Origin of the sequence: uncultured Piscinibacter sp., from assembly GCF_937952055.1 — a bacterium.
Lineage (GTDB): Bacteria > Pseudomonadota > Gammaproteobacteria > Burkholderiales > Burkholderiaceae_C > Piscinibacter.
This window is the reverse complement of record NZ_CALFYO010000010.1, coordinates 159,389-174,758: the sequence shown is the minus strand read 5'-3', so window position 1 is coordinate 174,758 and position 15,370 is coordinate 159,389. Positions and strand designations below refer to the sequence as shown.

The window sequence follows — 15,370 nt, the reverse complement described above, 5'->3', positions numbered from 1 at the left end:
CCTCAGCGCGGCGGAGCCAGCGGCTCGCCCAGCGAGCGCCGCCACAGCCACGGCAGACCGCGTGCGAGATCCGGCCGCGAGCCGACCTGCTCGGGCACCGCCAGCGGCACCGGCGGGCTCTCCCGCCGCGCAATCACGAAGGTGAAGATGTAGTTCGGCTCCTGGCCCATGCGCAGGTCGGTCAGCAGCACGCGGTCACCCTCCTGCTGCAGCTTGTAGAAACCCTTGCTGAAGGCGGCGATGCGCCGCACGCCGTCCAGCGCCTCCAGTTCGGCAGCCAGCATTTGGCCGCGCGGGAAGCGGTCGAAGTGCATCGTCGGCGTCTCGTCGAGCAGTGATCGGAAGCCCTCGACATAACTGTCGTCCGCCATCGCGACCACGCGCCACAGCACCGAGTTGAAGACGGTGGGCGAGACCAGGACGCGCTCGGCGTCGATGCCCTGGGCGGCGAGCGACGCCCTCGCCACGCGCTCCACCTGTTGCTGCGCCAGCACGCCCCAGCCGAGGTAGGCCGTGCTGAGCAGCAGGCCTGCGGCGTTGACCGCGATGGCCCGCCCGCCGCCGCGCGCGGCCAGCGCCCAGCCGGTGCCGACGAGCAGCGGCAGCGTGTACAGCGGGTCGATGATGAACACGCTGCCGACGGCGAAGGGATGGTCGGTGAACGGCAGGCCGAGTTGCGTGCCATAGACCGTCATGGCGTCGAGCATCGGGTGGGTGACGAGGGCGAGCCACATCGCCAGCCACCAGCGCCGCCAGTGCGGCCACTCGCCGTGCAGCCGCGCGATGGCTGCGGCAAAAGGCAGCGAGCACAGCGTCAGCCAGAACGGTGCGTGCGTCTCGGCGCGGTGCAACACCATGTTGCGGATCGGGTCGCCATGGTCGATCAGCACGTCGAGGTCGGGCAGCGTGCCAGCCACCGCGCCCCACAGCGCCGCCTTCCACACCGCCGTGCGCCGGCCCATGGTGGCCACGCCGACAGCGGCACCGAGGGCAATCTGCGAGAGGGAATCCATGGGGAGACATTCTCGGTGGCCGGGCAAAGCCTGCGGGTGGTGCCGGATACTGCGCACTCTGTCCGCATGACCAGGAGCTCGCCGCGATGTCCCGTCCCCTCCGTGCCGCACGCTGGCTCGCCCCGCTGGCGCTCGCGTTGCCGACGGTGGCCATGGCCCAGGCCGCTGCCGCCGACTGCGTCGCGATGCAGGACGCGGCGGCGCGCCTGGCCTGCTACGACCGCCTGCACGGTCGTGCCGCGCCCGAGACACCCGCCGCAGCGCCGGCTGCAGAGCCGGCCGCGCCGTCGGCGCCCCCGACGAGCAACGATGATCGCGACTCCAAGCTCGGCACGCGCTGGGACCTCGACGGCCAGCGCAGCGTGCTGTTCGCGCCGCGCGCCTACAAGCCGGTCTACCTGCTGCCGGCGACCTGGACCGACCGCGTGAACCGGCTGCCGAGTTCGCCGGCGCCCGATCACTCGGCGCCGTCCGAACTGATCCTGAAGTCCGTCGAGGCCAAGTACCAGATCAGCTTCAAGGCCAAGTTCGCGCACTCGCTGTTCGGCGCGCCCGTCAGCCTGTGGGGCGGCTACACCCAGTCGTCGCGCTGGCAGGTCTACAACGGCGCCGACTCGCGGCCCTTCCGCGAGACCAACTACGAGCCGGAGCTGATGCTGGTGGCGCCGCTGGAGGCGAGCCTGCTGGGCTGGCGGCTGCGCATGGCCTCGCTGTCGCTGAACCACCAGTCCAACGGCCGCGCGCTGCCGCTGTCGCGCAGCTGGAACCGCGTCATCGCCGGCCTCGCTCTGGAGCGCGGGGACTGGGTGGCGGAGCTGCGCCCGTGGGCGCGCATCCGCGAGGAGGCGAGCGACGACGACAACCCGGACATCGCGGATCACGTCGGCCGCGCCGAGATGCGACTCGCGCGCTACTGGGGCGACCACACGGTGTCGCTGCAGCTGCGCCACTCGCTGCGCGGCGGCGATCGCTCGCGCGGCTCGGCGCAGCTGGACTACGTGTTCCCGCTGGCCGACGCGATGCACGGCTACTTTCAGCTGTTCGGCGGCTACGGCGAGAGCCTGATCGACTACAACCTGCGTCAGACCAAGGCGGGGCTGGGCATCACGATCGCAGGCTGGCGCTGAAGCGCCCGCCTCGCGTGCGCCTCACCAGCGTGCGTGCAGTTCGACGGCCAGGCGGCCCGCAGCGAGTGTCGGCGTCAGCGCGACGGCATTCTGCTGCGCTGGCGCGACCAGCCACCAGCTCGAGAGGCCCGCCAGCGCAAGGCTGCCGGCCACGTCGCGCCAGCGGTGCCGGTCGGCGTGCACGCGCGTCCAGCCGACATAGGTGGCCGCGGCGTACCAAGGCCAGGCTGACTCCCAGCCGTGGCGGCGGTGCATGTAGGTGGCCGCGACGAATGCTCTCGAGGCATGGCCGGAGGGAAAGGCGTCATCGCTGCTGCCGTCGGGGCGCTCGACGCGCACGGCGCCCTTCAGCGCCTTGGTGGCCAGCACGGTCACGGCGAACGAGGCGCCGAGCTGCCAGACGCCCTGGTGGTCGCCGCGCCAGAGCTCGACGGCCGCGACGCCCGCCGGCAATGCGTTCTGCAGCAGGTCACCGGCGCGTTCGTGGTCGAAGGCCTGCGCCGGTGCCACGCCGCACAGCGCCCAGCCCACGGATACCACCAGGTCGCGAACCGTCTTGCGCATGGCGGCACTGTAGTCGCCCGCGGCCGCCAGCGGCGACGCACGCTCAGGGCGCCTGGCCGGAAGCACGCGACTTCAACTCGACCAGCTGCCGGATGCGCGCGGCGGCACGCGCCGCCAGCATGGTGCCGTCCGGGCCGACGAGCCGGGCCTGATCCTCGACGACGGAGCGGGCACGCGCCGGGTCGTTGGAATGCTTCGCCACCTCCGGCAACAGCCAGCGCTGCCCGATGGGGCCGGCGAGCTTGGCCCACGCCTGCCAGTGATCGACGAGGTGGCGGTAGGCCAGCTCGCCAAACGGAGACCGCTCGGCCACCATGCCGGGCATCATCATCGCGACGTTGGGTGGAAGGTCGCCCTGCAGCATGCGGTCGAGCAGCTCGCCCGCGCGAGCCGGATCACGGCCGCTGGCCAGCGCGCTGGCCAGCGTGCGCCGCTCCTGCTCGCTCGGCGCCGCGGGCAGCGCGGCGAGCATGCGCTGGAAACGTGCGCGGTCGGCCGACGTGCCGGCCGCGACGCGCACCGCCTCGCGCATCGAGGCGTGCAGCGGCTGCGCACCCGACTCGTCGCGACTGAGCCGCTCCAGCGCCTCGGTCAGCGTGGCCGCATCGTCCATGTGCGCCAGCTGCCGCACGAGCTGCGCGCGGATGGCGAGCGTCTCGGGGTCGTCCGAGGGCGCCGGGTCCCAGCCCAGGCGTGCCAGCTCGGGCGCCAGCAGGGCGCGCGCAGTCCCCCGCAGCGCCGACTGCTGCGGCGTGCCGGCAAGGGATTTGTCGAGCAGGCCGAAGGCCGCGATCGCCTGCTTGAACAACGGCACGCGTCCGGCGTCGCGGACCTCGGCGATCCGCTCCAGCCAGCTCAGCCCCTCGTCCAGCGGCAGCGCGCCCGCCTGCGACAGCGCGAGCATGTCGGCCAGCAGCGCCACGCGGTCGGCCGCGGGCAACGCCGCGAAGCGATCGCGCAGCGCCATCTGCACGTCCGGCGCATAGGCGACCCGGTAGAAGCCCAGCCCCCCGGCGTTGGCGCGCACCGGCTCGTCGCTGCAGCCCGGCAGCACGGCGACCGACTGCGCGTTGGCGAGCAGCACGTCGGCGCGCTGCCCGCCGCGCGCCAGCTGCACGGGGATCTGCCAATGCGTCCCGCCCCCGCGCGGCGTCGATGCCGAGCCGGCGCGGAAGCGCTGCTGCGTGAGCGTCACCTGCGTCGCGCCGCCCTTGCAGCGCTGCGCGACGGCGACCAGCGGGAAGCCCGGCTGGTCGGTCCAGCTCGCGGCCATTGCCGCCACGTCGCGGCCGGCGGCGCGGCCGATGTGGAACCAGAGATCGCCGGCGGTCGCATTCGACAGCCGCCGCTCGCGCATGTAGGCCGACAGTCCGCGCCGGAAACTTTCCTCGCCGAGCCATTGTTCGATCATCGTCAGCACGGCCCCGCCCTTCACGTAGGTGATGTCGTCGAACACGTCGAACACCGCCGTCTCGCGCACCGGGCCGGAGCGGATCGCGCGTGTGGCGTCGCTGCTGTCGGTGGACATCGTCTCGTCGATCGCGCTGCGGTAGTTCAGCGGCACCTGCCAGCCAGGGTTGAAACGGTCCGACGCCTTGCGCGCCATCCAGGTGGCGAACGCCTCGTTCAGCCAGATCTCGTTCCATGATGCGGCGGTGACGAGGTTGCCGAACCACTGGTGCGCGATCTCGTGCGCGACCAGGCCGAACACCTGCCGCTGCTGCGCCGGACTGGTGGTGGCCGGATCGACGAGCAGGCCGTTCTCGGCGTAGGAGATCAGGCCCCAGTCCTCCATCGCGCCCCAGCGCGTCGACGGCACGGCGAGCTGGTCGAGCCGCGGCAAGGCGTAGGGCACGCCGAAGTAGCGCGTGTAGTACGGCAGCAGCAACTTCGTGGCCTCCAGCGCGTAGCGGCCCTGCTCACGCTTGCCGGCGGCGGTGAGGATGCGCAGCGGCACGCCGGCGGCACGCCCCTCGAGCATTTCGTAGCGTCCGACGGACACCGCGAACAGGTAGCTCGGCATCGGCGGCGTGACCTGGAACTCGTGCGTGGCGCGGCCCCCGTCCACCCGCTTGTGCCGGCGCGGCATGTTGGCCAACACCTCGAGCGCGGCGGGCGCCCGCACGGCCAGCGCATAGCGGGACCGGAACGCCGGCTCGTCGAACACCGGAAACACGCGCCGCGCGTGGATCGGCTCGAGCTGCGTGGCCAGCGATGCCTCCGGCCTGCCGTCGATCATCGCCGTGGCGCGGAACAGCCCGGAGCCCTGGCGCTGCACCTTGCCCGCGTAGGCGATGGCGATGCGGTGAGTGCCCGCGGCGATGCGCCGGCCGTCGCGCGGCACGAGGCGCCAGAGCTGGGCGCCCGTGTCCGGCACGATCTCCAGTGGCCGGCGCGCCCTGCCCGTGCCGAGCCAGGCGTCGCCGGCGGTCAGCTCGTGGGCGTGCAGCTCGATTGCATCGACGGGCTTGGCCACGCGCAGGTCGATCTCGACGCGGCCGTCGAAGGTCTCGCGCGCCGGATCGAGGTCGAGCGCAAGTCTCACCAGGGAGGGCACCACGTCCTTGGACAGCCGGCCCGGCGTCTGGTCGAAGCGGAAGCGGGCTTGCGCAGAAGCCGCCACCGGCACCGCGAGGAAGACAAACACGGCGACTGGCAGTGCCAGCAGGGCAGTGATGGATCGGACGGCGACCATGACCCCTCCTTCGCGAGACTGCGCCGAAGCTTAGGGCGCGGTCCGAGGGGCAGCCATCCCCTTCTTTCGCAGCGCGGCATCGCGCCTCGCACCGGTTCGGCGCGATGCGGCGAGCCGCCGCGCGTACCATCGGGCCGCTGTCATGGAGCCGCGCCCCACCCGACGCCCGACCCGACACATCGTCGGACTGGCCGGTCTGCTGACCGTGATGCGCAACTTCGGGCTGCTCGGGCGCAGCCCGGCCGACGCCAGGCTGCTGCACTTCACCGCCGACGACGGTCAGCCCATCCCGGTGAGCGTGCTCGGCAGCGGCGTGCCGGTCGTGCTGGTGCACGGCCTCGGTTGTTCGCACCGGCACTGGATGCCGGTCGCCCGCCGCCTGGCCCGCCACGTGCGCGTCTTCGCCTGGGATGCCCGCTGCCACGGCGGCTGCGCCGCCCTGCCCGGCAGCGTCACCACGCTGCAGCGGCTGGCAGCCGATCTGCAGCAGCTGCTCGACCACTTCCAGCTCGAGCGCGTCGTGCTCGTCGGCCATTCGATGGGCGCACTGACCGTGCTGCAGTACGTGCAGGACCACGGCCGTGGACGCGTCATGGCGCTCGCGCTGGTCGACCAATCTCCGCGCGTCGTCACCGATGACGCATGGCGGCTCGGCCTGTTCGGAGGCTGCAGCCGCGACATGCTGCTGGGCGCGATCGCCAGCGCAAGGCACGATCTCGCCGATGTCATCGCCCGCGAGGTGGAGGCCGCCGCCGGCGATTGGTTGCGCCGCCGCGTCGGCGCCAAGGCGGCGCTCGCGCGCCTGCTGCGCCGCTGGCTCGGAGGCTTCGACGCGAGGCCTCTGCTCGACCTCGCCGAGTCGCTGGCGCTGGCCGACTACCGCACGCTGCTGCCGACGCTGGACCTTCCGGTCTGGATCGTGCTCGGCGGTCGCAGCGCGCACTACGGCGGCGTCCCGCTCGAGGGCTACTTCCGCGCGGCGGTGCGCCATGCGGAGGTCAGCGTCTACGAGCACTCCGGTCACTCGCCGCACGTCGCCGAACCAGGACGCTTCGCCCGCGACTTGCTGCGCTTCCTCGCCGACCACGCCTGAGAGTCCCAAGCACTCGTACGGTCCGGCCGTCAAGCCTCGCTTGAGGGAGGGCGCGCGCCCGCGAGGTAGGGAGTGAAGGCGATTGACGCGACCGGATCGCAAGTCCACTATCAATCGGTAAGAAGTGTCAAGGGGTGTGCTGGTGCATTCACGCCAACTGCGACTGCATGCGCTGCGCTGGATGGGCCTCGTCCTGTCCGTCGTGGGGTCGCCGGCGCATGCCGCGCCGGAGGCGCTGATCGGCATCCTGCAGGGTCAGGCGGTGCTGCTGCGGGAGTCGACTCGGTATGCCCTGGTCGAGGGGGCCGCACTGTCCGCGGGCGACATCGTCGAGACCGCCAAGGGCGCCTTCGTGCAGATCGAGTTCGCCGACGGGGTGCTGGTCGGCGTCGGCGAGGCGAGCCGGCTGATCCTGCGGCCGCGCCTGACGCCCAGCCGCAAAGTGGTGTCGCCGCGCCTGTACCAGCTCGTGGGCTGGACCAAGCTGCGCCTGCCGGCCGACCCCCAGGTCGAGTTCGGCCTGTGGACACCGTCGCTCGAACTCGACGGCAAGTCCGGATCGGCGGTCGTGCGGGTGCAGGACAGCAGCTGGGCGGTGTTCGCCGAGACGGGATCGGTGCGCGTGCTGCAGCGCGACGGCGCGAAGGAAACGCTCGCGCTGCGCAGGGGCGAGTTCGTCTCCTGGCGTGAGGGCGGCGGCAAGCCCGTCAAGTCCGCCCAGCTGTCATCCGACTTCGTCCAGCAGCTGCCACGCGACTTCCGCGACGCGCTGCCCGCGCGCAGCGAGCTGTACGCCAAGCGCAACGTCCCGCTGCAGTCGCTCGGGCCGGTCAGCTACGAGGACGTCTCGGCGTGGCTGCACACCGAACCGAAGATCCGTCTTGCGCTGTCGCGGCAATGGCGCGGCCGGGCCGCCGACCGCGACTTTCGCAGCGCTGCAGCAGCCAATCTTTCCGCACACATGGAGTGGGAGCGCGTGCTGTTCCCGGAACGCTTCCTGCCGAAGAAACCGCCGCCGCCGGCCAGCGCTGTGCTGCCGGCGAGCGCTTCACCGAACTGACCGGACTACCAGGCCCGCGACAGCGTGCCCCCTTGTTGTTGTTCCCCGGGGCCTGCACTGCGGGACCCCGGCCCTCCCGAAGGAGACTGCGATGCGTCTGCTCCTGAAGTTCAACCTGATCTTCCTGCTCGTCTTTCTCGCCGGACTGGCCGCCAGCGCCTACGTATCGCGCAATCTGCTGCGAGACAACGCGCAGCAGGAAATTGTCCAGCACGCACGGCTGACGATGGAGAAGGCGCTCGCCGTTCGTACCTACACCGTCGAGCAGATCAAGCCGCTGCTCGACACCCAGATGATCTACACCTTCCTGCCGCAGACCGTCCCGGCCTACTCGGCCACCGAGGTGCTGAACCAGCTGTCCAAGGCCTTCCCGGAATACAGCTACAAGGAGGCCACGCTGAATCCGACGAATCCGCGCGACCGCGCGGTCGACTGGGAGGCCGACATCGTGGCGCGCTTCCGCACCTCGGCGGACCAGAAGGAACTGATCGGCGAGCGCGACACGCCGCTCGGCCGCGCGCTGTACATCGCGAGGCCGTTGCGCATCACCAACCCGGCCTGCCTCGTCTGCCACGACACGGTCGAGCGTGCGCCGAAGACCCTGATCGAGAAGTACGGCCAGGCCAACGGCTTCGGCTGGAAGCTCAACGAGGTGGTCGGCGCGCAGGTCGTGTCGGTGCCGATGGCGGTGCCGCTGGCGCGTGCCGAGAAGACCTTCAAGGTCTTCATGGCATCGCTGGTCGGCATCTTCGTCGCGATCGGGATCGTGCTGAATCTGATGCTCTGGGCACTCGTGATCCGGCCGGTCACGCAACTGTCCCGGCTCGCCGACCGGGTCAGCATGGGCGAGGCCGGCGCACCGGAGTTCAAGAAGCGCGGGCGCGACGAGATCGGCCGCCTGGCCGAGTCGTTCACCCGCATGCGCCGCAGCCTCGAGCAGGCGATGAACATGCTGGGAGCCTGAGCCGACGATGAGCGCCGCCCTGCCCCCGTCGCGCAGCGCCATGCCCGCCGAGTTGCCCGCGCGCATCGGCGGCTACGACGTGCGCGGCGTCATCGGCACCGGTTCGATGGGCGTGGTGTACCTCGGCCACGATCCCGTGATCGACCGGCCGGTGGCGATCAAGACCATCCAGCGCCACCTGCTGGAGGCCGGTGCGCAGCAGCATGGCGCCGAGGCACGCTTCCGCGTCGAGGCGCAAGCGGCAGGCCGGCTCAGCCACCGCAACATCGTCTCCGTCTACCAGTTCGGGCAGGACCCGGCCTGCGCCTACATCGTGATGGAGTACGTCGACGGCCACAGCCTGGGCGACTACCTGCGTCGGCCCGAACGACTGACCCGCGAGGAAGTGCTGTGCCTGATGTTCCAGCTGCTCGACGCACTGCACTACGCGCACGAGGCCGGCGTCGTGCACCGCGACATCAAGCCGGCCAACCTGATGGTCGATGGCGAGGGCCGGCTGAAGATCACCGACTTCGGCATTGCCCGCACCGAGTCGTCGCAGGTCACCCGCGTCAACACGGTGATCGGCTCGCCGGGTTACATGGCGCCCGAGCAATACACAGGCGGCCCGCTCGACCGGCGCGTCGACGTCTTCTCCGCCGGCGTGCTGCTCTACCAGATGCTCGCGGGGGTGATGCCGTTCACCGGGAGCGACGAGGCGATCATGTACCAGATCGTCTACGGCCAGCCCGGCCAGCTGTCGCTGCGCGGCGGTGATGCGTCGCTGGCCCTGTTCGACGCCATCGTCGACAGTGCCTTGGCGAAGCTGCCGGCGCAACGCTTCGCGAGCGCGCTCGAGTTCCGCGATGCGCTGAAGGCCGTGGCGCCGGGCCCGATCCCCGATCGGATCGCCGCGCCGCGGCTGATGCCGCCGCGTGTCATTGCGCAGAAGCCGGCCGCACCGGCGGGCGTGGTTGCACCGGCGCAGGTCTTCGCGGACAGCGGTCTGCCCTCGCAACTGCCGGTGCCGACCGGCTGGGACGAGACCGAACTCGCCGACCTGGAGCGCGAATTGACGCGCTACGTGGGGCCCGTGGCCCGGGTGCTGGTGCGCCGCGCGGCCCGCGACAAGGCGGATGTCGCCGAGGTGCGGCTGAGCGTCGCCGCGGCGATCGTCGACCCCGACGTCCGCGAACGCTTCCTCACTGCCACGGACGGCCGCGGCAAGCCGGCGTTCCGCAACAGCGCGCCTCCGTCCAGCGGCTTCCCCGAGACCCAGCCGTCGCTGCCTCGCGATGGCACGCCCCTGCGGCCCGGCGATGTCGACAAGGCCGCCGCGACGCTGGCCCGCTCGCTGGGACCGATCGGCAAGGTGCTCGCCGGTCGATGCGCCGAAGGCGCCGCCACGCGCGAACAGTTCGTCGCCCGCGTGCTGGATCAGCTGGCGGCGCGCGTCGATGCCAAGACAGTGGAGGCCGATCTGTGGCGCAGCCTGATCTGAATCGCTGCCCGTCCCGGCACGGCCGATGAGCACGCTGACGATGCGCCTCGTGCGGCTGCCCGAAGGCGCCGCCTCCGGGCCGGTGGCCCGGCCGGTCGGCGACGGCGGCGCATCGATCGGTCGTTCGGCCGACTGCGATCTGGTGCTCGACGACCCCTTGCGCCTCGTCTCGCGCCGCCATGCGATGCTCGTGCCCTGCGGCGCGGGCCAGGCGACGCTCCATTGCGTCAGCACGAGCGCGTCGCTGACGGTCAACGGCGAAGCGCTGCCGCCCGGTGGGCAATGCGCCGTGACCGACGGCGATCGCATCGGCATCGGCGCCTTCGAGATCCTGCTCGAGGTCCAGCGTCCCGCCGACGCAGCCCTGATGGAACTGGCTCGCCATGTCGCGCCGCCGCCCTCCGCACCCGCCATCGCGCGACCCGGCCCCGCGCGATCGTCACGGCTCGACCAGTGGTTCGCGCTCGATACCGTCGCCGACCCGCTCGGCCCCGGGTCGCCGCTGGCTTCGCTCGACGCGCCATCGCCCATCCCGCCGGCCCGCCCTGCCGCCGTGGCAGCTTCCGCTGCCGTTGCGGCGCCGCCGCGCGCCGCCGAGCCGACCCCGCCCCCCACCGCGGCGCCACCCGACGGCCCCCCCGCCGGCGTCGAAGGCGACGCCGCAGCACTGCGCCAGGCTTTCCTGCGCGGCGCCGGGCTGGCCGACGGGCGCATGCTGGGCCCCGCCTGGGCCGAGCACGCCGGCGCGCTGCTGCGCAGCATGACGGAGGGAACCTTCGAGCTGCTGCGCAGCCGCGCCGCCACCAAGCAGAGCATCCGCGCGCAGGGCACGCAGATCGCGGCGCGCGAGAACAATCCGCTGAAGTTCGCGCCCGACGCGAGCGAATGCCTGCGCCTGCTGCTGCAGGAACGTGCCCGCCCTGGCTTCCTCGCGCCGCTCGAGGCGCTGCACGATGCGCACCGGGACCTGCAGATGCACCAGCTGGCCATGGTGGCGGGCATGCGCGCAGCGGTCTCCGAGCTGATCCTGAGGCTGGGACCGACCGCGATCGAAGAGGCCGCCGGCGCGCCACGCGGCTGGGCCCGCATCCTCCCGTGGCTGCGCGAGGCGGAGTTGTGGCGCCGCCAGCGCGAACACCACGCGCGGCTGCTGGACAACCTCGACGACGCATTCGAGGCCGCCTTCGGGCGCGAATTCCTGCTGGCCTACGAGGCACAGGCGCGGCGTACCGCGCCACGCCCCGAGACACACCGCGACGCGGAACTCCCGCCCGCAGAAAGCGCCTCGCGCCCCTAGCCGCCCTGCTGCCGCTTCAGTCGGGCACGGCGAGCCACTCCAGCAGCAGGGACTCGCGCGGCGGCCAGGGTTCACCGAGCACCTCGCCGTCATGTGCCGGCGGCTCCAGGCGCCACCAGAACGAGCCCGCCGACGGCCGGCCTTGCCGCAGCCCGGCGAGCGTGCCATCGGGGGCGGGCCGACCGGCCGTGGCTCGCGACGTCCACGCCGCCGTGGCCCATCGCGCCGCGGCGATTTCGAGCTCGCGCGGCGACGAGCCTGGGGCGGCATCGCGCAGCCACGACGCGATCTGCGCGGCGCGCCCGCGCAGCGCTGCCAGATCGACCCGCTCGAGCGCCGGCTCGTCGTAGGCCTCGGCGAACAGCAGCGGGAAGACCCGGCCGACCCGATCCGACGAGGCGGTCACGACGCCGTTCCATGCCGGCTGGCCGGCCGTTGACGGCAGCACCAGGCACTGCCACGGCGACATCGCGAGCAGCCGTTCGCGCAACAGCGCCGCCTCGACCTGCCGCGACGCATCGGCCAGGGCCCGCTGCAGCCAGTCGTCCCAGAGCCGCAGCCACGGCCGAGGCAGGCCCCGGCCGACGAAGTCGCCGCGGGATGGCAGCTTGCCCCACCAGCCGACGGCCTGCGGCAGCAAGGTTTCGATGTCGGCGTCCATCACCAGGCCTCCGGGCAGCGGAAGCGCCCGAGTTCGCCGAGCAGCGTGGCGGGCACGGAGGAGCCCTCGGCACGGAGGTCGACCGTGAGCGCCCGCCCATCGACCTCCAGTCGCGCGCTCGTGGCCGCACTGCCGCCGCGTTGCACGCCGCCGCGCTGCAGCACGCGCAGCAGCGCCCACGGGCCCTCGTGCACCTCCGCACCGACCCCATTGGGGCCGGCGGGCAGGATGCGCATCAACACGCGCTGCGTCGCCCCGGGCCCCGGCCAGAGGATGGTCTTCGGCCGGCGCGGGCCGTTCTCGTAGCGCAGCAGCTGGCCGTCGACGTCGGCGCTGAACATCAGCAGCTCCCCGTCCATGGCGGCGGGCGTCAGCTGCAGCCGCAGCTGCGGCAGCTCGGACTGCGCGGGGAAGAACAGGCGCCGGATATCGTCTGCCATCTCGAACGAGCGCACCGTCGCCTGCGCCTTCTCCGACGTCGCGACTTCGCCGTGCGGCCGCCAGGGCCGCACACGCGTGTCCACCTGGCCGGCGAGACGGGTGCGGAAGAAGCCGTCGAGCAGGCCCGATGGCCCGAACAGGCGTGCGAAGTCGGCGAACGGCATGTCGCGCCGGGCGTCGGTCGCGAACGGGAATCGGTCGGCGGTCAAGCGTCGGCAGGCCTGTCCGAGCTCGGCCAGGCTGGCGCCGATCTGCTGCTCGAAGGCGCGCCGCTGCTGCGCGGCGAGCGCGTCGGCCAGACCGGTCCACACTGCGCGCAACGGCAGCGGCGCGCGGCCGGCCTCGGCGCGCAGCTCGCGCGCGAGTTCGGCACCGCGGGCCCCGGTGGGTTCGCCCAGCACGCCAGCGAGCGGCTCGACGAGGCGGTCCACGGCGGCCCCGCCCGACGTCTGCACGTAGTCGCGCAGGCCGCCGAAATGCGCGCCGAGCGCCTCGTCGTAGGCCTGCGTCGCCACCGACGCGGCGCCCCCCGGCGGGGCAGCAGGAAACTCCGTGGCGATGCGGCGCAACAGCTGGCGCAACGGGGAATCCGCTGCGGCGAGCCGCATGCCCAGCCGGACGAGGCCGTCGCGGTCCGTGGGCGGCTGCAACACCAGTGTCGCGAGCAGCCGGTCCCACTGCTCGGCGGTCGCCTGCGCATGGCGCCGTGCGACCTGACGCGCGAGCGGCTCGCGGGCGCTGCGCTCGCGCGTCAGCCGCTCGTTCGCACTCGAGCGCTCGCCGAGCACCCAGCCGGCTTCCTCGGCGAGCTCGGCGATCGTCGGCTCGATCGCCGGTTCGATGACCTCGCGCCAGGCCTGCCGCGTATAGGCCGCCGGCAGGACTGCCGAGTCCGCCGCGTCCTGGGGCGCGAAGGCGATCACCGCCGCAGGGCTGGCAAGATCGGCAAGCGTCTGGTCGCCGGCGAGCCGCTCGCGGGCACGGTGCATCAGACGGTCGTGCACGCGCTGCTCCATCGACATGCCCGCCAGCGAAGCACGCGCCGCGCGTACGCTCGCTTCGTCGAGGCGGATCAGGCCGAGCACCGCGTTGCGCTCGAGCAGCGCGTCGAGATGGCGAAGCCACTCCTGCTGCTCGCCGGCGCCGGGGCCCTGGCCGCCGGTGGCTGACGTCCCGGCAAAGGCCTGCGCCGCCCAGCGCCGCACCTCGCCGCGCTGCAGACGGTTCGGCGTCGCCAGCATCAGGCCGACACGCAGCGCCTCGTAGCGCGCTGCCGGGTTGCCTTCCTGCCGGATCGCCTCGGTCAGCCGCTCGGCCAGCAGCGGCGCGAGCGTGCGGTCGAGGACGCGCTGGTAGGTCTGCCGGGCCGACTGGGCCATCCTGGGCCCCTGGAACAGACCCAGGTCGAGTCGCCACGACGCCTGCCCGGGGTCGACCGCGCCGCTGTGTGCCAGCTGGCCGAGCAGGGCGTAGAGCGGCAGCAGCTGGTCGATGTCGGCGGCACGCGCCAGGTCGATCTCCTGCGCCACCTTCTTCACGCGCTCGCGCACCGCCTCGACGTATTGCAGATTGCTGCGATAGCTGACGATCCATCCCGCGCACGCCGCCAGCAGCAGCGCCGCGACGGTGCCGCCGAGCCCGGCGGACAGCCAGCGGCGACGCTGTCGGCGCTGCAAGTTCCTGCCGGCCAGCGCCGCCTCCGGGATGATCAGCTGCTGCAGCAGCCGGGCCAGGAAGTACGCCTTGCCGCTGCCGGCCGGGCGCGCCGGCGCACGCAGCGCCATGCCGAAGCTGCGGCTGAGCTCGCCGAGCACGCGGTCGATCGGATTGCCTTCCTGCGTGCCGCTGGACAGGTAGACGCCGCGCACCCATTGCCTGGGTGGCTCGGCCGCGTGGCGCAGCGCCTGCCGCGCGAAGCCCTCGAGGGCGGGCAGCAGCGCATCCAGCTGCGCCGCGAAGTGGTAGATCGCGGCGCGGCGCTGCACCAGGGGCTCGGCCTGCAGGCGGCGCGGCGTCATGGCGGCAATGCGCGACGTGAGCGCCGCAAGCTGCGCGCGCAGATCGTCGGGCAAGGGCGCCGTGGCACTCCGGGCCTCGGCGTCGAAAGTGACCCCCCACACCTGCTCGCGTTGTGCGGCGTCGAAGTCGCCGAAGAACTCGACGAAGCCGGCGAGCAGGTCCGCCTTGGTGACGAGCAGGTAGACCGGAAAGCGCTGGCCGAGCTGCGCGCGCAGCTCCTGCAGCCGGCGATCGACGGCCGCGGCCTGCAGTTCCAGGTCGGCGCCGCCTTGCAGCAGGTCGGGCACGCTGACCGTGACGATCACGCCGTTGATCGGCTGCACCGGCCGGTAGCGACGCAGCAGCTGCAGGAAGGTCTGCCACTCCTGGGCATCGACCGAGACGTTGCTGTCCTGCGTCGTGTAGCGGCCTGCCGTGTCGATGAAGACCGCCTGCTCCGTGAACCACCAGTCGCATTGCCGCGTGCCGCCGACTCCCGCCACGGGAACGCTGCCCAGTCGCTCGGCCAGCGGGAAGCGCAGACCGGCGTGCAGCAGTGCCGTGGTCTTGCCGGCGCCGGGCGCGCCGATGAACATGTACCAGGGCAATTGGTAGAGATGCCGCCGCGGCTGCCACCAGCGCGCCTGCTGCGCGCCCGATGCGGCGACGCCGGAGCGCAGCAGCTGCATCGCGTGGGCGAAGCGCTGCGCGAGCATGTCGGAGGCCGGATGGTTGCCGCCGAGCTGTCCGAGCAGGCGCGCGTTGCGCCTCTGGCGCAGCAGCCGCTTGGCGGCCCAGAGGCCGATCAGCAGAAGCGCGCTCGCGGCCAGCAGGCCGAGCCGGGCGGTGCGGCTGTCGAAAGGCCGCCAGCCGTCCCACGCGATCAGCGGTGCGGCGAGCCACAGCAGCGCCGCCGCGCCGGCGAGGTTCGCGACGGTCTGCAGGCGCGGCAGGTTCGTGCTCATCGACCGACCGCG

The 15,370-nt window shown here is 72.5% G+C and carries 11 protein-coding genes; 6 read left to right on the top strand and 5 right to left on the bottom strand.

The features are described 5' to 3' along the window. Positions 1–2: 2 nt before the first annotated feature. Positions 3–1,013 carry a metal-dependent hydrolase gene (locus Q0599_RS03640; protein ID WP_298825806.1) on the bottom strand — a complete coding sequence of 337 codons (1,011 nt, stop codon included), beginning with the start codon at positions 1,011–1,013 and terminating at the stop codon, positions 3–5. Positions 1,014–1,099: 86 nt separating this feature from the next. Here Q0599_RS03640 and Q0599_RS03635 point away from each other — a divergent pair, with 86 nt between their 5' ends. After that, a complete protein-coding gene (locus Q0599_RS03635) occupies positions 1,100–2,140 on the top strand; it encodes a phospholipase A (RefSeq protein ID WP_298825803.1) in 1,041 nt (346 codons plus the stop codon). 21 nt (positions 2,141–2,161) lie between these two features. Here the strand turns inward: Q0599_RS03635 and Q0599_RS03630 are convergent, their stop codons facing one another. Together Q0599_RS03630 and Q0599_RS03625 are read right to left on the bottom strand one after the other, a co-directional pair. Continuing rightward, positions 2,162–2,704, bottom strand: a complete 543-nt coding sequence (locus Q0599_RS03630; RefSeq protein WP_298825799.1) for a phosphatase PAP2 family protein — start codon at positions 2,702–2,704, stop codon at positions 2,162–2,164. 43 nt (positions 2,705–2,747) lie between these two features. Continuing rightward, positions 2,748–5,399, bottom strand: coding sequence for a M1 family metallopeptidase (locus Q0599_RS03625; RefSeq protein WP_298825796.1), 2,652 nt, complete (start codon positions 5,397–5,399; stop codon positions 2,748–2,750). A 142-nt stretch (positions 5,400–5,541) separates the two neighbouring features. Between Q0599_RS03625 and Q0599_RS03620 the strand changes: the two genes are divergently transcribed. From Q0599_RS03620 to tagH, 5 genes are all read left to right on the top strand, one after another. Further along, entirely contained in the window at positions 5,542–6,492 is a 951-nt protein-coding gene (locus tag Q0599_RS03620; RefSeq protein ID WP_298825793.1) for an alpha/beta hydrolase, read from the top strand. A gap of 142 nt (positions 6,493–6,634) precedes the next feature. Beyond that, entirely contained in the window at positions 6,635–7,552 is a 918-nt protein-coding gene (locus tag Q0599_RS03615) for a hypothetical protein (RefSeq protein ID WP_298825790.1), read from the top strand. Positions 7,553–7,643: 91 nt separating this feature from the next. Beyond that, positions 7,644–8,516, top strand: coding sequence for a DUF3365 domain-containing protein (locus Q0599_RS03610; RefSeq protein ID WP_298825787.1), 873 nt, complete (start codon positions 7,644–7,646; stop codon positions 8,514–8,516). Positions 8,517–8,523: 7 nt separating this feature from the next. Further along, the gene (locus tag Q0599_RS03605; RefSeq protein WP_298825784.1) at positions 8,524–9,996 is read left to right on the top strand and encodes a serine/threonine-protein kinase; all 1,473 of its coding nucleotides are present in this window, start codon (positions 8,524–8,526) and stop codon (positions 9,994–9,996) included. A gap of 25 nt (positions 9,997–10,021) precedes the next feature. Continuing rightward, complete coding sequence (tagH, locus tag Q0599_RS03600; RefSeq protein WP_298825781.1) at positions 10,022–11,293, top strand: type VI secretion system-associated FHA domain protein TagH; 1,272 nt, start codon at positions 10,022–10,024, stop codon at positions 11,291–11,293. Between the two features lie 16 nt (positions 11,294–11,309). Here the strand turns inward: tagH and tagF are convergent, their stop codons facing one another. Both tagF and tssM read right to left on the bottom strand, forming a co-directional pair. Beyond that, the gene (tagF, locus tag Q0599_RS03595; RefSeq protein WP_298825778.1) at positions 11,310–11,954 is read right to left on the bottom strand and encodes a type VI secretion system-associated protein TagF; all 645 of its coding nucleotides are present in this window, start codon (positions 11,952–11,954) and stop codon (positions 11,310–11,312) included. Continuing rightward, positions 11,954–15,358, bottom strand: a complete 3,405-nt coding sequence (tssM, locus tag Q0599_RS03590; protein ID WP_298825775.1) for a type VI secretion system membrane subunit TssM — start codon at positions 15,356–15,358, stop codon at positions 11,954–11,956. The genes tagF and tssM overlap by 1 nt, the downstream gene beginning before the upstream one ends. Positions 15,359–15,370: the final 12 nt, after the last annotated feature.